Annotated in this window: 24 protein-coding genes and 1 pseudogene; 11 read left to right on the top strand and 14 right to left on the bottom strand. The window is 69.1% G+C overall.

Going from position 1 to position 17,856, the window contains the following annotated elements:
• Nucleotides 1-295, bottom strand: a 295-nt coding sequence (locus ACYVE7_RS13485) for a hypothetical protein (RefSeq protein ID WP_460364992.1), incomplete at its 3' end; no start/stop codon positions are given.
• A gap of 34 nt (nt 296-329) precedes the next feature.
• On the opposite strand from ACYVE7_RS13485, the gene ACYVE7_RS13480 reads away from it, so the two are divergent.
• Complete coding sequence (locus ACYVE7_RS13480; RefSeq protein WP_460364991.1) at nt 330-584, top strand: YiaA/YiaB family inner membrane protein; 255 nt, start codon at nt 330-332, stop codon at nt 582-584.
• Here ACYVE7_RS13480 and ACYVE7_RS13475 read toward each other — a convergent pair.
• Nucleotides 572-781 carry a hypothetical protein gene (locus ACYVE7_RS13475; protein WP_460364990.1) on the bottom strand — a complete coding sequence of 70 codons (210 nt, stop codon included), beginning with the start codon at nt 779-781 and terminating at the stop codon, nt 572-574. The genes ACYVE7_RS13480 and ACYVE7_RS13475 overlap by 13 nt on opposite strands.
• Entirely contained in the window at nt 778-930 is a 153-nt protein-coding gene (locus ACYVE7_RS13470) for a hypothetical protein (protein ID WP_460364989.1), read from the bottom strand. Before ACYVE7_RS13470 ends, ACYVE7_RS13475 begins: the two co-directional genes overlap by 4 nt.
• Before the next feature lie 64 nt (nt 931-994).
• On the opposite strand from ACYVE7_RS13470, the gene ACYVE7_RS13465 reads away from it, so the two are divergent.
• Nucleotides 995-2,002 carry a quinone-dependent dihydroorotate dehydrogenase gene (locus ACYVE7_RS13465; protein WP_460364993.1) on the top strand — a complete coding sequence of 336 codons (1,008 nt, stop codon included), beginning with the start codon at nt 995-997 and terminating at the stop codon, nt 2,000-2,002.
• Here ACYVE7_RS13465 and ACYVE7_RS13460 read toward each other — a convergent pair whose 3' ends face one another.
• Together ACYVE7_RS13460 and ACYVE7_RS13455 are read right to left on the bottom strand one after the other, a co-directional pair.
• Complete coding sequence (locus ACYVE7_RS13460; protein ID WP_460364988.1) at nt 2,003-2,608, bottom strand: nitroreductase/quinone reductase family protein; 606 nt, start codon at nt 2,606-2,608, stop codon at nt 2,003-2,005.
• Nucleotides 2,609-2,728: 120 nt separating this feature from the next.
• Nucleotides 2,729-4,150: a DUF7059 domain-containing protein gene (locus tag ACYVE7_RS13455; RefSeq protein WP_460364987.1), complete on the bottom strand. Its 1,422-nt coding sequence runs from the start codon at nt 4,148-4,150 to the stop codon at nt 2,729-2,731.
• A 68-nt stretch (nt 4,151-4,218) separates the two neighbouring features.
• Between ACYVE7_RS13455 and ACYVE7_RS13450 the strand changes: the two genes are divergently transcribed.
• Entirely contained in the window at nt 4,219-4,863 is a 645-nt protein-coding gene (locus ACYVE7_RS13450) for a SanA/YdcF family protein (protein ID WP_460364986.1), read from the top strand.
• 57 nt (nt 4,864-4,920) lie between these two features.
• Here the strand turns inward: ACYVE7_RS13450 and ACYVE7_RS13445 are convergent, their stop codons facing one another.
• Nucleotides 4,921-5,181 carry a DUF3073 domain-containing protein gene (locus tag ACYVE7_RS13445; protein WP_460364985.1) on the bottom strand — a complete coding sequence of 87 codons (261 nt, stop codon included), beginning with the start codon at nt 5,179-5,181 and terminating at the stop codon, nt 4,921-4,923.
• Nucleotides 5,182-5,382: 201 nt separating this feature from the next.
• On the bottom strand, nt 5,383-6,441 hold the full coding sequence (locus tag ACYVE7_RS13440) for a Glu/Leu/Phe/Val family dehydrogenase (RefSeq protein ID WP_460364984.1): 1,059 nt from the start codon (nt 6,439-6,441) through the stop codon (nt 5,383-5,385).
• 96 nt (nt 6,442-6,537) lie between these two features.
• Here ACYVE7_RS13440 and ACYVE7_RS13435 point away from each other — a divergent pair, with 96 nt between their 5' ends.
• Nucleotides 6,538-7,311, top strand: a complete 774-nt coding sequence (locus ACYVE7_RS13435; RefSeq protein WP_460364983.1) for a hypothetical protein — start codon at nt 6,538-6,540, stop codon at nt 7,309-7,311.
• 330 nt (nt 7,312-7,641) lie between these two features.
• Complete coding sequence (bldC, locus tag ACYVE7_RS13430) at nt 7,642-7,845, top strand: developmental transcriptional regulator BldC (RefSeq protein WP_012850682.1); 204 nt, start codon at nt 7,642-7,644, stop codon at nt 7,843-7,845.
• A gap of 176 nt (nt 7,846-8,021) precedes the next feature.
• Here bldC and ACYVE7_RS13425 read toward each other — a convergent pair whose 3' ends face one another.
• On the bottom strand, nt 8,022-8,687 hold the full coding sequence (locus tag ACYVE7_RS13425; protein WP_460364982.1) for a TetR/AcrR family transcriptional regulator: 666 nt from the start codon (nt 8,685-8,687) through the stop codon (nt 8,022-8,024).
• Nucleotides 8,688-8,939: 252 nt separating this feature from the next.
• Here ACYVE7_RS13425 and ACYVE7_RS13420 point away from each other — a divergent pair, with 252 nt between their 5' ends.
• Both ACYVE7_RS13420 and ACYVE7_RS13415 read left to right on the top strand, forming a co-directional pair.
• Nucleotides 8,940-9,965: a LacI family DNA-binding transcriptional regulator gene (locus ACYVE7_RS13420; protein WP_460364981.1), complete on the top strand. Its 1,026-nt coding sequence runs from the start codon at nt 8,940-8,942 to the stop codon at nt 9,963-9,965.
• 139 nt (nt 9,966-10,104) lie between these two features.
• Entirely contained in the window at nt 10,105-10,359 is a 255-nt protein-coding gene (locus ACYVE7_RS13415) for a hypothetical protein (RefSeq protein WP_460364980.1), read from the top strand.
• 5 nt (nt 10,360-10,364) lie between these two features.
• On the opposite strand, the gene ACYVE7_RS13410 is transcribed toward ACYVE7_RS13415, so the two are convergent.
• On the bottom strand, nt 10,365-11,015 hold the full coding sequence (locus tag ACYVE7_RS13410; protein WP_460364979.1) for an N-acetylmuramoyl-L-alanine amidase: 651 nt from the start codon (nt 11,013-11,015) through the stop codon (nt 10,365-10,367).
• Between the two features lie 482 nt (nt 11,016-11,497).
• Here ACYVE7_RS13410 and ACYVE7_RS13405 point away from each other — a divergent pair, with 482 nt between their 5' ends.
• Together ACYVE7_RS13405 and ACYVE7_RS13400 are read left to right on the top strand one after the other, a co-directional pair.
• On the top strand, nt 11,498-11,797 hold the full coding sequence (locus ACYVE7_RS13405; RefSeq protein ID WP_460364978.1) for a hypothetical protein: 300 nt from the start codon (nt 11,498-11,500) through the stop codon (nt 11,795-11,797).
• Nucleotides 11,798-11,829: 32 nt separating this feature from the next.
• Nucleotides 11,830-12,966, top strand: a complete 1,137-nt coding sequence (locus ACYVE7_RS13400; RefSeq protein WP_460364977.1) for a hypothetical protein — start codon at nt 11,830-11,832, stop codon at nt 12,964-12,966.
• A gap of 65 nt (nt 12,967-13,031) precedes the next feature.
• Here ACYVE7_RS13400 and ACYVE7_RS13395 read toward each other — a convergent pair whose 3' ends face one another.
• The 3 genes from ACYVE7_RS13395 to purF form a co-directional block, all read right to left on the bottom strand.
• Nucleotides 13,032-13,373 carry a cyclic-phosphate processing receiver domain-containing protein gene (locus ACYVE7_RS13395; protein ID WP_460364976.1) on the bottom strand — a complete coding sequence of 114 codons (342 nt, stop codon included), beginning with the start codon at nt 13,371-13,373 and terminating at the stop codon, nt 13,032-13,034.
• Nucleotides 13,374-13,468: 95 nt separating this feature from the next.
• Nucleotides 13,469-14,494 (bottom strand): phosphoribosylformylglycinamidine cyclo-ligase, encoded by a 1,026-nt coding sequence (gene purM / locus ACYVE7_RS13390; RefSeq protein ID WP_460364975.1) that lies wholly within the window; start codon nt 14,492-14,494, stop codon nt 13,469-13,471.
• 4 nt (nt 14,495-14,498) lie between these two features.
• Nucleotides 14,499-15,947: an amidophosphoribosyltransferase gene (gene purF / locus ACYVE7_RS13385; protein WP_460364974.1), complete on the bottom strand. Its 1,449-nt coding sequence runs from the start codon at nt 15,945-15,947 to the stop codon at nt 14,499-14,501.
• A 94-nt stretch (nt 15,948-16,041) separates the two neighbouring features.
• Between purF and ACYVE7_RS13380 the strand changes: the two genes are divergently transcribed.
• Entirely contained in the window at nt 16,042-16,407 is a 366-nt protein-coding gene (locus tag ACYVE7_RS13380) for a hypothetical protein (protein WP_460364973.1), read from the top strand.
• 2 nt (nt 16,408-16,409) lie between these two features.
• On the opposite strand, the gene ACYVE7_RS13375 is transcribed toward ACYVE7_RS13380, so the two are convergent.
• Both ACYVE7_RS13375 and ACYVE7_RS13370 read right to left on the bottom strand, forming a co-directional pair.
• The gene (locus ACYVE7_RS13375) at nt 16,410-17,063 is read right to left on the bottom strand and encodes a LamG domain-containing protein (protein WP_460364972.1); all 654 of its coding nucleotides are present in this window, start codon (nt 17,061-17,063) and stop codon (nt 16,410-16,412) included.
• Between the two features lie 76 nt (nt 17,064-17,139).
• Nucleotides 17,140-17,487 (bottom strand): sterol carrier family protein, encoded by a 348-nt coding sequence (locus ACYVE7_RS13370; RefSeq protein ID WP_460364971.1) that lies wholly within the window; start codon nt 17,485-17,487, stop codon nt 17,140-17,142.
• Between the two features lie 74 nt (nt 17,488-17,561).
• Here ACYVE7_RS13370 and ACYVE7_RS13365 point away from each other — a divergent pair.
• Nucleotides 17,562-17,856: pseudogene (locus ACYVE7_RS13365) on the top strand (serine/threonine protein kinase); the annotation flags it as partial.

Here is a 17,856-nt window from a genome sequence, read left to right as displayed (position 1 = left end):
CGACCCCGCCGACCTGCTCCGCGACGGCGGCCCCGCGGCCGTCCGCGACGCCCTGGAGCAGGAGATCCCCCTCGCCGACCTGGTCGTCGACGCCTCGATCGACCGCCACCATCTCCGCTTCGTCGAGGGCAGGATCGCCGCCCCCCACGCCGCCGCCCGGGAGATCTCGCGGCTCCGTCCCGCCGAGGTGGCCCGCCAGGTCGCCCGCACCGCCGCCCGGCTCGGGCTCGACGCCGAGGACGTCACCGCCTACCTGGTCGCCGAATTGAGTACCCGGATGAGTACTTCGACTCAAGCCCCGCACCCCGGGAAAAGTGCACGATTACCGCATGACGAACACCCCGCCGAACGGCTCCGCCAACGCCTTCTTCCTGCAGTCAGCGATCTCGTTCCTGGTCTCCTTCGCGGCCGTCGGGATCGGCATCGCGATGCTCCCCGTCGACATCTGGGTCCGTGGCTTCCTCGGCATCGGCTCCCTGTACGTCGTCACCTCGACGTTCACCCTCGCCAAGTGCGTCCGCGACCGCCAGGAGGCCGCGGCCCGCGAGGCCGCTCCCGCGAACGGCCCCTACTACGCGGGTTGAGAGCTCACCGGATGGTGCGCCCGGCCGGTGCCCGCGCACATCCGGCACGGCTCGTCGACCCGGATCCAGCCGATCACCCCGTCGGCCTCGGGGTGCGGCATCTCCGGACGCCACCAGCCCGTACCGGTGCAGAACCGGCAGTCCACGCCGACCCTGTCGCACCACACGCAGGGCGACTCACCGCACCTGGCGTTCACCTGCACAGTCCCCCACCCCCGCACACATGGCAGTCCTCGACGCTGTCCTCCCAGGTCACCGACCCGTCCTCGGCCTTACGCGGACGCTGGTAGGTGACCTGACCCGTGCCCGCGCAGTGCCCGCACGGCGGCGGTTCGCGCTCGTCCACGCTCAGCTTGTACCCGCGTCCACCCGGTGTCCACCGTCCCGGCGCCGTGCTGGGAGAATGTCTCATCGTGTATGAACTGCTGTTCTCCCTGGTGCTGAAGCGGACCGACGCCGAGCGGGTCCACCATCTGACGATCCGGGCGCTGCGCGCCGTGCAGGCGGTGCCGGGGCTGACCGCGCTGATGCGCTGGCTCCTCGGCCCGAAGGGCGCGCCGGTGCACGCGCTCGGCCTGGTCTTCCCCGGTCCGCTGGGACTGGCGGCCGGGTTCGACAAGGACGCCGTCGCCTATGAGGCGCTCGCCGCGTTCGGGTTCGGCCATGTCGAGATCGGCACCGTCACCGGTGAGGCGCAGCCGGGCAATCCGCGCAAGCGGCTGTTCCGGCTGATTCCCGACCGTGCCGTCATCAACCGGATGGGCTTCAACAACGGCGGTGCGGCCGCCGCGGCGCCCCGGCTGCGCAAGCCGCGCAGCGTGATCGTCGGGGTGAACATCGGCAAGACCAAGGTGGTGCCGGAGGCCGAGGCGGCCGCCGACTATGTGAAGTCGACGGAGCTGCTGTCCCCGCTGGCCGACTATCTGGTCGTCAATGTCAGCTCGCCGAACACGCCGGGGCTGCGCGACCTCCAGGCCGTGGAGCATCTGCGGCCGCTGCTGCGGGCCGTCCAGGACGCGAAGGGCGCGACCCCCCTGCTGGTGAAGATCGCCCCCGATCTGGCCGACGACGATGTGGACGCCGTCGCCGATCTCGCCCTGGAGCTGGGCCTGGACGGCATCATCGCGACCAACACCACGATCTCCCGGGACGGCCTGACGGGCGATCCCGAGATCGTCAAGGAGACCGGCGGCCTGTCGGGAGCCCCCCTCAAGGCCCGCTCCCTCGAAGTGCTGAAGCGTCTCAAGGCCAGGACGGGCGACCGGCTCGTCCTGGTCTCGGTGGGCGGGATCGAGTCGGCCGCGGACGTCCGGGAACGGCTCGCCGCAGGCGCGACCCTCTGCCAGGGCTACACCGGCATGATCTACGGCGGCCCGCTCTGGGCGTACCGGATCAACCGCGAGCTGGCGCGCGGCTGATCACCAGGCGGCGGGCTGCACCCGTCCGTCGGGGGCGCGCAGGCTCGCGAGCTGCGGGATCAGCCGGAAGACGCGCAGGTTCCGGCCGGACCGCAGCGCGTACCGGTCGTAGACCGGCCAGACACTGAGCAGCCGCGGCCACACATAGGCCCGTTCGGGATCTTCGAGCAGCCGTGCGACGACCGGGATCTCATAGCCCCGGTAGAAGACGGTGGCGTGCGGCCGCCGCAGCAGGCTGATCGACCAGTTGGGGTGCTCTTCGCGCCCCCAGTTGGAGCCGACCACGAGGAAGCTGCCGTCGGGTTCGGGCAGGCAGGTCATCGGCGCGAGCCGCTGCCGTCCGGTCCTGTGCCCCGTGGTGATCAGCAGGAGGGTCGGGACGAGGGTCCTGGACATCAGCAGCCGGCCGCCGCTCAGCCGGTGCACGGCCTTGTCCATCCGCGGCACCAGGGTCGGGCCGACGGCCGCGAAGGCGCCGGTGCCGGCGAGCCACTGGAAGAAGGGTCGCAGGACCAGCGCGAAAGGCCAGAACATCCACCGGAAGGGCGCCGTGTACCAGGCCCTCTCGTCCCACGGGGATGGTGGGGCTTCCTGCTGCGCACTCATAGCGCTCCTCACCGCTAGCACCTGGCGGGGAACGCTATGCCACTTATGTCGTGAATCACTATGTATCCGGCCACATGCGGACTTAACGGAACGCTACAAATCCGGCACGCAAGTGAACCGTCACGGTAGGTCGTCCACCACGGCGCCTTCGGTGACCAGGAAGAAACCATCGGCGATCAGCTCGGGCAGGACCCCCGCGGCGTGCGCCCGGACGTCCTCCTCGTCGTGCTCGGTGAGCTGCGCGATCGCCCCCAGCAGCGGCGACAGCGGCAGCGTGCCGTCACAGACCCCGGCGAGCGCCGCCTCGACCGTGTTGACGGCCGTCGCCCGCCGCAGCCCCGACGTCTGCCGCAGCACGATCCGTTCGGGATCCTCCGCCCCGGGACGTCCGATCTGCTCCTGGACGACCCCCCGCGCCCTGGCCAGATACTCGAACGGCCGGTCCGCCGCCGCGATCCCGTCCATGACGTCCGCGACATACCCCCCGACCGGCTGGTCCACCTGGTGCCGCAGCTCCTCGACCCGCACCGAACCGCCGCCCTGCCGCAGGCTGATCCAGCCGAACCCGATCCCGACGACCTTCCGCTCCTCGAAGTAGCCGAGCCACTCGGCGTACCGCGCCCGGTACTCCGGCGTGCCCGCCTCACACGAGTCCCGCAGCCACAGCTCGGCGTACTCGGCCGGATCCTGGACGTCCCGCTGCACCACCCACCCGTCGCACCCGTCGATCCAGGAGCCGACCCGCTCCTCCCACGGCTCGCCCTCGACGTGCAGCCAGTTGGCGAGCAGCTGGCACCAGCCGCCGTCGGTCAGATGGGCGGGCGCCTGCTCGACGAGCCGGCGGCACACGTCGTCGCCCGCCATCCCCGATTCCCGGTATTCGAACCGTCCCGACGGGGAGATCACGAACGGCGGGTTGGCGACGATCAGGTCGTACCGCTCCGGGACGGGCTCGAACAGCGACCCCTGCCGCAGCTCCCCCGCCACCTCGGAGAGCGCGAAACTCAGCCGCGCCAGCTCCAGGGCGCGCGCGTTGGTGTCGGTGGCGACGATCCGCGCCGCCCGGTCGGCCAGCAGCAGCGCCTGCACCCCCGACCCCGTCCCGAGGTCCAGCGCGCTCCCGACCGGCCGGTCGACGACCAGCCGCGCCAGGTTGTAGGACGCTCCGCCGACCCCCACCACATGATCGACCCGGACGTCGCCGTCGCCGGGCCGCACCTTCAGATCCGACACCGCGTACCTGGTCGGCCCCGACCACTCCAGCGGCTCGACGTGCAGCAGCGGCCGCAGCTCGGCGCCGTCACGGGCCGCGAACCCCGCCGCGACCAGCTCCGCCACGGGCAGCCCCGCCGCGGGGACGGGCACCTGCAGCCAGAACAGCCTGGTCAGCACGGACAGCGGCGACCCGTCGGCGGTGGCGCGCAGCGCCGGAACGATCTCGTCGCGGGCGAGCGCACCGCCGGCCACCGGGCCGAGGAGGTCCCTGACCCCGTCGACGGTGTATCCGGCCTGGTCGAAGCATGAGCGGATGGTCTTGAGCACCGCCCCATCTTGCCCGAACCCCCGACCGGACTCGCGACGGGTGACGGACGTCGCATACCGTGTGCGACGTGAATCTCCGCAAAAAGGTGGCTCTGGTCTGCGCTGCGGGTTCCGCGCTCGTGCTCGCCCCGTCCGCGTGGACCTGGGGCAGCACCGTGAGCCACCGCACGAGCCTCGACGATGTCCCGGTCACCGACGTGGCGCTGGTGCTCGGTGCGGGCATCCACCCCGACGGCACCCCCACCCGCTTCCTCGCCGGACGCCTCGACGTCGCCCTCGCGCTCTACCGGGACGGCAAGGTCAAGGCGATCCTGGTCAGCGGCGACAACGGCCACGCGGACTACGACGAGCCCGAATCCATGCGGGACTACCTGGTCGCGCACGGCGTGCCCACGGCGAAGATCGCGCTGGACTACGCCGGATTCGACACCTGGGACTCCTGCGTCCGCGCCAAGAAGATCTTCGGCGTGGACCGGCTGACGGTCGTCACCCAGAACTTCCATCTGCCGCGCGCGGTGGCCCTCTGCCGGCGGGCCGGGATCGACGCCTGGGGCGTCGGCCACGACAGCAGGCCGATCGACGGGATCGCCACGACGATCAGCTATCTCCGGGAGGTTCCGGCGACGCTGAAAGCCTCGGGCGACATCCTGTTCGCGACCGACCCGCACTTCCTGGGCCCCCGCGAGGACGGGATCGACAAGGCCCTCAAGTGAGGGTTTGAAAGAGACAACAAGGCCACTGCCGTGGCTAACCGGCAGTGGCCTTGGATGTCATCGTGAGTTGCCGTCGCCTGGCTGGTACTCGGCGAAATCGGCGTATTTGTCGATGAGCTCGTCGTCGTATTCGTCGCTCTCGTCGACTTCCACGACGGGAGTCGCCGAAGGCACTCCCAGCTCTTCGGAAAGGCGGTCGAAGTCCGCGTGGCCGCTGTTGTACTTCAGCTGGCGAGCGACCTTAACCTGCTTGGCCTTTGCTCGGCCTCGCCCCATTGGCTCGACCCCCTTGATGGTCAGGGCTTCTACTGGCCCCATCGCTACGCTTATCGCATACGCGCTGACACGTCTGAGCCGTGCGTCAGCTACGGGTACAACCGTACCCGTTTTACGCGCGGCTCGGTACGTGTCTACGCGGTGGCGCCTCGCTTAGCCGTGGTGCTGCTCAGTGTAGTGGGTTTCGATTACCGCCCTGACCTGGGGCTTTAGGACTCGGAGTGAGGTAGGGGCCACCCAGAGTTAGTTCCGCCAAATCCCCCGGAGCCGACCGACCTCGGACATTCGGCGCTCGGCGAGCCGGTCGGCGGCCACCGCGGGGGGCACGCCCTCCTCGTCGGCGAGAACGAAGATCTTCTTGGTGGTCTCGAAGATCCCCGAGGCCCGTTCGCGGGCGCGGTCCATCGAGAAACCCCTGATCTCGTCGGCGACCTGGATCACACCGCCGGCGTTGACCACATAGTCGGGCGCGTACAGCACGCCCCGCTCGGCGAGGACCTTCTCCACACCCGCGTGGGCGAGCTGGTTGTTGGCCGCACCGCACACGATCTTGGCGGTGAGGGTGCCGGCGACCTCGTCGTTCAGCGCCTGGCCGAGAGCGCACGGCGCGTAGACGTCGAGATCGGAGGCGAGCAGTTCGGTGGTGTCGGCGACCACGGTGACGCCCGGGTGCCGCAGCTTGACCGCGTTGGTGGCGTGCTCGCTGACGTCGCAGACCACGACCTCGGCGCCGTCCTCGATCAGCAGATCGACCAGCCGGTGCCCGACCTTGCCGACCCCCTCGACCCCGACCCGCCTGCCGTGCAGGGTCGGGACGCCCCAGGTGTGCTTGGCCGCCGCCCGCATCCCCTGGAAGACCCCGAACGAGGTGAGGATCGAGGAGTCGCCCGCACCGCCGTTGGCCTCGGTGCGCCCGGTCACGAAGGTGGACTCGCGGGCCACGTCGTCCATGTCGCGCGGGAAGGTGCCCACGTCGCAGGCGGTGTAGTAGCGCCCGCCGAGCGAGGAGATGAACCGGCCGTAGGCGCGGAACAGGACTTCGGACTTGTCGCGGTGCGGATCCCCGATGATCACGGCCTTGCCGCCGCCGAGGTCGAGCCCCGCCATGGCGTTCTTGTAGGCCATCCCCTTGGACAGGTTGAGCACGTCCTCGAGGGCCGCCTCTTCTGACGCGTACGGGTAGAAACGGGTGCCGCCGAGCGCCGGGCCGAGCGCGGTGGAATAGATCGCGATGATCGCGCGCAGGCCGCTCGCCTCGTCCTGGCAGAAGACGACCTGCTCGTGCCCCTGGAAAACGGTCACCAGAACAGCCTATGCCCGTCGTGGACGCAGTTGCGCCGATCTGGAATCACAACGATGGGATTTCGATGCCTCCGCGCAGGTCGGAGCCGTGTCACGATGCGTCACGTGCTCCCCTACACCGCGTACTTGAGGGTCTATGAGCCCCTTGAGGCCTTCCCCGAACCGGAGCGGGCGTGGTGGCGGGCGTACGTCCGGTCGAAGGCGCGGCCCCGCCGGGCGCAGGCGCTCCAGGCAGAGCAGCACGAGTCGCTGCGGGCGCTGATCGTCGAGACGGACGACACGGCACCTGAGGGGCTGGAGAGCCTGCACGAGAGCCAGAACGCCTATCTACGGCGTTTCTCCGGCAAGACCTACATTTGCCCGTGGCAGCGCCGTCTGCGCTCCTGGGCGGCTTTCAGCGCCGCGCAGGGCCTGCCGGTGGACGTCATGGACGGCCGGCGGTACATCCGGGAGAGCACCTGGCACGTCCCGCCGGACTGGTTCGTCCCGTTCGTCCGGGACGAACGGTGGATCTCCCTGACCGCCCCGCGCTCCCTCACCTATGTGACGACCCTGGGCCAGGCCCTGCCGCGACTGGAGCGGGCACAGAGCGTCAAGAGGCAGGTGGATAGTCAGATCTCACCCTTCGGTGAGGTGCGCGAGCTGGCCAAGGCTCTGTCCCGGTTCCACCCGGACGCCCTCGTCGAGCTTGACTACGGCGGCCTCGTGCACCTCATGGGCGATCCGGCGCTCTCGTCCGACGACTCGGTCGGTGAGACGGATGTGGCCCTGAGGGCACTGGAGAACGGCGAGATCGAACTGGCGGTCGCGATGCGGTCGCGGCTCGCCGAGCGTTGGCGAACGATCCGGGCGATCCAGAGCGCCAACTAACAACCCAGGGCAAAGGGGAAGTAAAAACCCCTGCTCAGAGCGCTGAGTGACGATCCTTCACGGAGCGCCCCGGACAAACTCCCGCAGAAAGTTCTCGATTCCGCACGCCATGGCACCATACGTGTCGCTAGAATCACGCAGCGTAACCCAGTCATCACGAACACGCAGATTTGAGCCAGGGACTTGCTTACTGCGCTGAGTGATGGCAAGGTTACACCTTGTGATGTCATAGTGGCTCGTTCCGGGCTATAGAGGACATCGGTAACCCCGCGCGAATCCATACATCGCAGGATCGGCTGTCAGACGGTCCACGGAGGAGAGGCCGCACACATGTCAGCACGTACACCAGAAGCAGAGCCCTTGCTGACCCCGGCAGAGGTGGCGACGATGTTCCGCGTCGACCCCAAGACGGTCACGCGGTGGGCGAAGGCCGGCAAGCTGACGTCCATCCGGACCCTGGGTGGGCACCGGCGCTACCGCGAGGCCGAGGTCCGCGCGCTGCTCGCGGGGATTCCGCAGCAGCGCTCGGAGTAGCGCCGCCCCCGGCTACAGGGGGGACGTCGCGGGCCCGTGTTCGGCTGCCCTGCACGCAACGCAGGGCATCCGAACACGGGCTCGCGCAGGAGCATGATCCGGCCGTCGGCCGCCTTTCGGGGGCGTCGACGGCCGCACTCATTTCCGGACATGCTCCCAGATCAGAGCTCCCGGATTCAGAGCTCCTGCGCCGCCATCCGGTTGAAGACCTCCATGACGGCCGGATCCCGCTGGGCCGCGTTGTAGATCAACACGATGTTCTGGTCGACCAGCAGGGATTCGAGCTGGTCGCGCGGAAGGTCACGGTGCTCCAGCCAGTCGAGCGCCGCCGTCTCCACCCCCGCCATCCACGAGCGGAGCGTGATCCGCAGGATCGGCGACGGCTCGGCCAGCCCCATCTCCTTGAGGATCCGGTCGAGCAGGATCGCCCGGACGCTCTCCACGATCTCGCCGAGCTCACCCGACCTGCTGGCGGGACCGCCGCGCAGCATGGCCAGATAGCCGGGCGCGTGATCCTCCACGAAGTCGAAGTAGCGCCTGAGCGAGATCGCCAGCCGCTCCAGCGGGCCGCCCTCGCTCGGCGGCGTGAGCAGATCACCGAGCTGGGTGGCCGCGCTGCGCAGGGCCGCCACGTAGAGCTCCTGCTTGCCGCCGAAGTAGTGGTAGACGAGCGCACGCGAGGCACCGGCCGCCGCGGCGACGTCGTCGATGGAGATCTCTTCCGGCGGGCGCCGCGAGAACAGTTCGAGGGCGGCCGCGATGAGCTCGTCGCGGCGTTCGTCGACGCTGAGCCGCCTTCTGCCCCGTCGTCCCACGGCCGTCGTCGCTTCCCGATCTCCCACCAGCGAAGCGTATCCGAGGTCGCGGGGGTCCCGTGCTGATCCGCTGATCACGTTAACAAAGCGCGATCTCGATATTCGGCTGAGTTAGATACAGGAATAAATCCCGTCCGATACCCCAAGTTCGGACCCGTTTGGCGTTAACCGGGGGCATCATGGCATCTTCTTTCTTGTGAGGTAAGTCCCGGATAGGCGGCGGCCCTGCAGTTCCCCCCGACAGGGAGAGCCATGTCAACTGAAGAAAGTCCCCTCGCTGTGCCCCGGCAGGCTGCGAACAAACCGACCATCCGCAACGTCGCGGAGCGGGCCGGAGTGTCGAAGTCGCTGGTCTCGCTGGTCATGCGCGGATCGCCGCATGTCAGTGAAAGACGTCGCCAGGCGGTGCTGAAAGCGGCCCGAGAACTCGGGTACCGCCCGAACGCCGTCGCGCGCAGTCTCGTCGAAGGCCGCACCCGGCTCATCGGCGCGCTGGTCGCCGACCTGCACAACCCCTTTTTCGCCGAATTCCTCGACGGCCTGCAGGAATCCCTGCACGGCGAGGGACTCCGGATGCTCGTCGGTTCCGGCAGATGGGACCCGCTGTTCGAGGCAGAGGCCGTCGAGGCCTTCCTGGAGATGCGGGTCGACGGGCTGGTCCTGCTGAGCGTCGTGCCCGAATCGCTGAAGGAGGCCGCGGCCAGTGTGCCGGTGGTCGTCGTCGGCGAACGGGACGTGGAGGGCGTCGACATCGTGGTGGACGACGACGAGCTCGGAGCGAGCCTCGCCGTGGACCATCTGGTGGCGCACGGCCATCGGCGGATCGCCCACATCGAAGGCGCCCCGTCGGCGACCGCGCGCTACCGGCGGGCCGGTTACGAGGCGGCCATGGTGCGCCACGGCCTCGGCGACCAGATCATGATCGAGGCGGGCGACTTCACCGAGGACGGCGGGTACCGGGCCGCCCGGGCCCTGCTGACCCGGGTGGACCGTCCCACCGCGATCTTCGCCCCGAACGACCTGGTGGCGACCGGAGCGCTCTCGGCCGCCGACGAGCTCGAGCTCCGGGTGCCCCAGGACGTGTCGATCGTCGGCTACGACAACACCCATCTCGCGGCGATCCGGCACATCTCGCTGACCAGCGTCGATCAGCCGCGCCGCGACATGGGCCGCGTGGCGGCCGAACTGCTCTGCTCCCGGATCGACGATCCGAGCCGGGAGGTCCGTCAGGAACTGGTCGTGCCACATCTCGTGGTCCGCTCCACGACCGGGCCGCTTCAGGGAGATCTTTCACGTTCACCGTAAGGATTTCCCCTGGAGCGGGTCGTTCCCCTCGCGCCGCCGGCCGGCCGGGCCTTTGATGTTCCTCGTGTTCATGAGGGCCGTCCGGCGGCATGGGGAACCCGCCGGACGGCCCACCCACTTAGGTGATCGGGGGGCCGAAATGCGCGATCCGGAACTGGTGTCCTGCGCCCAGCGTGCGGCCAACGAGCTCGAACGGGCCTGGACGCAGTGGCGTCACGCCCGCGGTCTGGGCGACACGGACACCGGCCAGGGCGCCGAATCGGTCGCCAGCTACGTCGCCCACTCCATCGACCATCCGTGGGGACGTCCCCGGGTGGTGCTCGGGCTCGACGCCGACGAGGCGCGCGCGCTCGCCGCGCTCCTGGCCCGGGAGGACACGGCGCTGTTGCGCTGAGCCGGCTATTTCGCGGTCAGGTACCGGGTGAGGCCGTCGGCCAGTGCCACGGCCATGACCTGCCGGAACTTCGGGTCGGAGAGCTTCGCGGCGTCGCCGGGATTGCGCATGTTGCCGGTCTCAATGAAGATCTTCGGGATCTTGGACAGGTTCAGGCCGCCGAGATCGTCCCGGACGGTGACGCCGCGCCCCCCGCCCGTGTAAGTGGAGAACGGCAGTCCGGTGCCCTGGTGGAACGCGTCGCGGACCGTCGTGCCGAGCCGCCGCGACGGGGCGACGATCTTCTCGTTGTAGCCGGGCACGGCCTTCGGTTCGATCACGTGGAAGCCGTGGCCGTCGGGCCTGGCGCCGTCCGCGTGGATCGAGATGGCCGCGTCGCCCTTGGCCTTGTTGCCGATCGCCGCCCGCTGGTCGACGCACGGCCCCCTGCCCGCGTCGTTCGGCCGCGTCATGACGACCTTCGCGCCCCGCGCCTTCAGGATCTTCTGCAGCCGCACCGACACGTCCCAGGTCAGCGCGTGCTCCGCGTACCCCGCGTTGGTGGCTGTCCCCGAGGTGTCGCAGTCCTTGCTGCCGTTCCCCACGAACACCTTCGGCCCACCGAGCGTCCCGGCGTTGTGCCCCGGATCCACCACGACCACTTTCCCGCCGAGCACCTTCTTCTCCGCCGTGGTCCCGTCCCCCGCAGCCCCCCCGGGCTCCGCCGACGAATTATTCGAAACCCCGGTAGGCGGCGGCGCCACCGAAGCCCCCCCCGCCCTGACACGCGCTGATTCCCAGTGAACCGGCCGCAGCCGCGCACAGCACGCCCGCCACCATCCTCCGACCCACCAAGATCCACTCCCGTGATCAGTCCGTTACCAACCCCCCCAGTCTACGGCGAACCCCCCACCCCTCGCCCCACACCACAGAATGCGCCTCACTCGGAGCCGATGGAGTGGGGAAGCAGATTGTCCTGCGAAAAGGCGACATCCTGCGGGCTCCCAAGAAAGGATGGGCGAGTGCGGACTCGGGATCAGAACCTGTTGCAAGGGGACTTCGGGGAAGCGTGGGTCGAGGTCGTCGCGGCAGGCAGTGGCCTCTTACAACGATCGATCTGCGTCAGCTTGCGAGCGGCGACTACTCCTACGACCTTGATGTGGAAACCTACGAGGTGTTGCGCAGGACCGATCACGCGGTCCGCCGGATCCTGGTGGTGATCGAGGTACCCGCCGACGGCGAGCAGGTCCGTCTTGCCGACGGCGGAACTCTGCTGGTCGGCCAGGGTGCATGGGTCTCGCTCGAAGGGATGCCCGCTTCGGCCAACACGGAGAGCCAGGCGATCCTGCTGCCCGTGAGCAACACGTTGGACAGGCTGGGGCTGGAGCGGATGCTGGGACACTACGGAGTGCGCACGTCCACTCCGGTGTCCGAGTTCGATGTGTGGGGGCTACTGTGAGCGGGTCGGATGCTGGGTGGGAGAGGCACAGCATGTCGGGTCTTGGACTGGCCGAGCTCACTGCCTACCTTTCCCATGCGGGCTGGACGCTTGAGGACGAGGACGAGCGGACGGCGCTGTGGCGCCCCGAGACGTCCTCCGAGCCGGAAATCAGGGTCGTTCTTCCAGTGCGGGAGAGTGTTCTCGACCTGTCCGATCGGATGGCGGAAGCACTTCGTGCCATCGCGTTCGTGGAGCGGCGGCTCGTCCGCGAGGTCCTTGACGACATCGCAACGGGCGGGGCCGACACCGTCGCCGTACGACTCACCCCGGACCTTCCGCCTGGTGAAGCTCCGCTCGGCATGGCGCAGACCGCCATCACTTCGCTGCGGAACCTGGTCATCGCGTCAGCATCCGCCCTAGACGCACGCTCCCTCGTCCTGCCGTCCCGCCGTTCGCAGCGCGCGGAGATCTACGCGGACAACACCACGTTCTCGGCGCAGCCGGGCAGCTTCGTCCTCGCCCTGTCGCTTCCGCTGACCGACGGGTTCCCCGAGGTCCAGGCAAGGGGAGGGATCGACAGTCAACAGCCTCTACTGAACGTGACCGCCGAACCGTATGGTCGGCGCGTCACCGGACGGATGCTCGCAGCGGTCAAGCAGGCACAGCGGCTCGCCTCCGCGGTCGGCGACGGAACCGAACCGCTCTCCGCTTTCGGCCGTCAAGCGATCGCGAACGCGACGGAACTCGCCGCGCTGAGCACCATCGGCGGTCTTGAGCACGAGATCTACCAGATCCGCTTCGCCTTCTCTCCGCGGGCGGGCACCACCGCACCGGCCGAGAACCTGAAGATCACCCCTGCTCAGCAACGCATCCTCGGCGAAGCCGCCGACTACCTCCGTACCCGTCAACCACGCTCCGGCGTCACCGTCACGGGCCTTGTGGTTCGGCTGTTCCGACAGACCAACCACGGTCCGGGTGAGGTCGTCATTCACGGTATCGACGACGACACTGCCGTCTTCCGCAAGATCAGAGTCGAGTTGGCCGCTGAAGACTACGCACGCGCCCTCCGCGCCCACGGCCGAGGCGAGCAGGTCACGGCCACCGGCGACCTCGACATCCGCGGTACCCGCCGGTACCTCCGCAACCTCACCACCTTCTCCGTGCTCGAATCCCTCGAAGACGAGTAGCCACTCGGAGCGTGGTTGGGCCGGTGCCGGGCCTGATGGCGGGCCGCCCCTCGCCCCACAACACCTCACGCGACAGCCCTCCGTACGCGGTAGCCCCAGCGCTGGAGGACACGGACGACGGTCTCCGCACCGATCGGGTTGGCGCTGTGTACGAAGACCGTCCGTATCTGGAAAGGCCGGCCCTCGAAGGCGGCTTCTTCCAGAAGAGTGACGACGGGAAGGATGCTGTCGTCGCCGCCCAGATCGTGGTCCAGCCAGAGTTCCTCGATGAGGACGTCCCGGTGCTCTTCGAGAAGCCGGACGCCTTCCGCGCTGGTACGGGCGATCCGGGTGGCCCAGGGCAGCGCCCTCAGATCGTCGATGCCGAGGATCACCGCACTCGGCTCGGACGGGCTCTGCTCCTCCATCCGGGCATCATCGCAAGCGCCGCCGACCGCCGACGACCGGTTTACGGCTCGGCGAAGACCCGCGAGGCGGGCTTTCGGAGGCTGGTCTGCTGCGGTCAGGTGTAGGTGGCTTGGCCGGTGCCGGGGGTGATTTCGCCTAGGGGCCAGGCGGGGAGGTTGCGGGAGGCGGCGATTTTGAGGATGGTGTCGGCCTGGTCGGGGGGGACGATGGCGGCCATGCCCACGCCGAGGTTGAAGGTCTTGTCCAGGTCGGGCTGGGCGACCTGGCCGTAGCGCTGGAGGAGCTGGAAGATCGGGGGGACCGTCCAGGACGAGCGGTTGAGGACCGCGTCCATGGTCTTCGGCAGGGAGCGGGCCAGGTTGTTGGTGAGGCCGCCGCCGGTGATGTGAGAGAACGCGTGGACCGTGGACTCGTTCTTCAGGGCCAGGCAGTCGAGCGCGTAGATACGGGTCGGGGTGAGGAGCTCCTCGCCGACGGTCCTGCCCAGCTCGGCGATGGTGTCGTCGAGGGTGAGCGCCGAGGTCTTGAGGATGTGGCGGACCAGGGAGTAGCCGTTGGAGTGGATCCCCGAAGAGGCCAGCGCGATGACGACGTCGCCGACCTGGACCCTGTCCTGGCCGAGGAGTTCGTCGGCCTCGACCACGCCGGTGGCGGCGCCCGCCACGTCGAACTCGTCCTCGCCCAGCAGGCCGGGGTGCTCGGCCGTCTCGCCGCCGACCAGGGCCGTGCCCGCCAGGACGCAGGCGTCCGCGATACCGCCGACGATATCCGCGATCCGCTCGGGGAAGACCTTGCCGCAGGCGATGTAGTCGGTCATGAACAGCGGTTCGGCGCCGCAGACGGCCAGATCGTCGACGACCATGCCGACGAGGTCATGGCCGATCGTGTCGTAGACGCCCAGCCGGCGGGCCAGATCGACCTTGGTGCCGACACCGTCGGTGCTCGTCGCGAGCAGCGGACGGCGGTACTTCAGCAGGGCTGAGACGTCGAAGAGGCCGGCGAAGCCGCTCGCGTCGTCCACGCATTCGGGACGGCGCGACCGGGCCACGCGGGACTTCATCAGCTCGACGGCGAGCTCACCGGCGGCGATGTCGACGCCGGCCGCTTCGTACGTGCTCAAATCCCTAGACTCCCTCTAGAACGTGCTTGCCACGAGCGGACTCTTCGACCGGAATCGGATAGACCCCGTCGAAGCAGGCACGGCAGAGCCTGTCCTTCGCCTGCTCGGTCGCCTGGACCAGGCCGTCCAGCGAGATGTAGCCGAGCGAGTCGGCGCCGAGCGACTGGCGTACCTCCTCGACCGACAGGTTTCCGGCGATCAGCTCGGCGCGGGTGGCGAAGTCGATGCCGTAGAAGCACGGCCACTGCACCGGCGGGCTCGAGATCCGGATGTGGACCTCGGTCGCGCCCGCCTCGCGGAGCATCTTGACGATCGCCCGCTGGGTGTTGCCGCGCACGATCGAGTCGTCCACGACGATGATCCGCTTGCCCTCGACGGCCTCACGCAGCGGATTCAGCTTCAACCGGATGCCGAGCTGACGGATCGTCTGCGACGGCTGGATGAAGGTGCGCCCCACATAGGAGTTCTTGACGAACCCCTGACCGTACGGAATGCCCGACTGCTGGGCATAGCCGATGGCCGCGGGGGTGCCGGACTCCGGCGTCGGGATCACCATGTCGGCCTCGACCGGGTGCTCCTTGGCCAGCAGCCGTCCGACCTCGACCCGGGTGGCCTGCACCGAACGGCCCGCGATCGCGGTGTCCGGACGGGCCACGTACACGTACTCGAAGATGCAGCCCTTGGGACGGGCGTCGGCGAACCGCTCGGAGCGGATGCCGTCGGCGTCGATCGCGATGATCTCGCCGGGTTCGACCTCCCGGACGAACTGGGCGCCGACGATGTCGAGCCCCGCCGTCTCGGACGCCACGGCCCAGCCGCGCTCGAGCCGTCCGAGCACCAGGGGCCGGATGCCCTCGGGGTCGCGGGCGGCGTACAGGGTCTGCTCGTCCATGAACACCAGCGAGAACGCGCCGCGGGTGACGGGCAGGATCTCGTGGGCGGCCTTGAGCGGGCCGCCGGGCCGGGTGGCCAGCAGCGCGGTCAGGACCTCGGTGTCGGTGGTGGCGGTCAACTGCCCGGCTTCGAGCCTCGCGGCCAGCTCGGGCGTGTTGATCAGGTTGCCGTTGTGGGCGAGCGCCAGCGAACCGTGATCCGTGGAACGGAAGGTCGGCTGGGCGTTCTCCCAGGTCGGGGAGCCGGTGGTGGAGTAGCGGCAGTGACCGATCGCGATGTGGCCGCGCAGGGTGGAGAGCACGGATTCGTCGAAGACCTGGGCGACGAGGCCCATGTCCTTGAAGACCACGATGCGGGCGCCGTCACTCACAGCGATGCCCGCGGACTCCTGTCCGCGGTGCTGGAGTGCGTACAGACCGTAGTAGGCGAGCTTGGAAACTTCCGCCGTAGCGGCGGCGTCTGGTGGTACCCAGACGCCGAAGACTCCACAGGCGTCCTGTGGGCCTTTGTCGGAGGGATCGAGCTCGTGGCTCAGGCGTCCATCGGCATAGGGCGGCACACTGCCCAGTTTAGGGCCTGCGAACAGATGGTTTTTAATCGACCCTTGCTCAGGGAACGGGCGTGACCGGTGGGACAGGGGGAACCCTTGACGCATGACGTCGCCCGGCTACCGCACGCGGATCGAGACTCCGCGCGAGCCGAGGGGGCTCGGTATGACCGCCCTCGCGCTCGGGCTCTTCGGGCTGCTGACGTTCTGGATGTGCGGGCTCGGGATGTTGCTCGCTGTGATCGGCCTGGGGGTCGGGGTGGCGGCCGTCACCAAGGAGCAGGGGCGTCTTCAGGCTTATATCGGGATCGGCCTGTCGTTGTTGACCTTGACCGTGGCGGCGGGCGCGCTGGTGTTCTTCGGACGCCAGGCCTACGACTGCCGCGCCTATCCCGACGAGCTGCACCGTTCGTCCTGCATGGAGCAGAAATTCCCGCTGCTGAAGGCGCACGAGGGCGAGCTCGCCCCCTGACGTCAGGGTTTGTCCTGCCGGCTGAGTTCCGTGATGGCCTCCCCGGTCAGGGCGCTGCCATAGACCCGCAGGTCGGCGAGCTGCCCGGTGAAGCCGAGGCCCGTGGGGTCGCAGCCCAGATAGAGCGGCCCGGCCGGTGACACCACCGGATGATCCAGCCGGACGGCCATATCCAGCTTGCCGTCGAGATAGAGATAGATCTCGTCGGGGTCGACGACCATCGCGATGTGGGCCCAGGAGCCCGCTTCCAGGGCCGTCCTGGTGTCGGCGTACTCGGCGCCGCCCTTGACCGTGAAGAGCTGGAAGCGCAGGCGCTGCTCGTCGGGGTAGAGCCAGCAGCCCATGCCGCGGGCGTCGTGCGGGCCGACGGGCTTGTAGAACACGCCGCGCCACTGGCCGGTCGGCGGTTCGGACAGCCGCAGGAAGAACGCGACGCTGAAGCCGTGGAGCTGGCTGAGCGCGAGCTGCGGGGCCGCCGGGATCAGGGCGCGGTCGGTGCCGTGGAAGGACAGGGCGCTCCCGACCCGTCCCGGGACGACGCCCACCCCGCCGTCGAGGTCGGCGGCCAGGCCGCTGCCGGTGATGTCCAGGGCCCGCCGGTCGCGGCCGGTGCGGGAGATCGTGTCGTCTTCGAAGGTCCAGTGCGCGGCGAGCATGGATCACACCCCTCGTCGGCCAGGCGATGTGCTTGACGTCACATTCCTCCCGAATAGCCCGGCTAGCAAGGCCCAGCTAGACGAGCGGGAGCAGGGCGCTGAGGTCGGCGCGGGTTCCGGTGGCGCGGACCCGGCCGTCCTTGACCGTGTCCGGCCAGGCGAGCTCGCCGGTGGCGAGGGCGAGGAAGGTGCGGGCGTCGGTCTCGACGACGTTCGGCGGAGTGCCGCGTGTGTGGGTCGTCCCTTCGACGCACTGAACGGCCACATAGGGAGGAATGCGAACTTCGACCGATTTGCCGGGGGCCCGTACCGTCAGGAGTGACAGAACGTACTTGACGGCCGCTTTCTCCAGTAGACGGCCGGGCGGCACGCCCTCCGCATAGGCCGCCAGCGTGGCTTCCAGGGCCTCCTTGCCGGATTTCATACGCTCGACGTTACATCCGGCGGCAGTGAGCGGCAGAATGTCACGGTTCGTTGCGATCATTCGAGGTGAACGGTTTGTCTGAGCTCCTTCCATTGCAGCCCGGGGACCCTGGCAGGCTCGGCGACCACACCCTGGTGGGCCGGCTCGGCGAGGGACGGCGCGGCGTCGTCTTCCAGGCCGAGGACGGGACGGCCGTCAAGCTGCTCCACACCCGGCTGAGCGGCGACGCCGCCACCCGCGCCGCCTTCCTGGGCGCGATCGAGGAGCTGCGCCGCGCGGACGGATCACGGATCGCGCGGGTGCTGGGCGCGGACGTCGCGGGCGACTGGCCGTTCGTGGTGACCGAACGGGTGCCGGGGCCGCCGCTCC

It is taken from the genome of Actinocorallia lasiicapitis, from assembly GCF_054778695.1.
The sequence above is the reverse complement of the archived record's forward strand: the minus strand, read 5'-3'. Positions and strand labels throughout refer to the sequence as shown.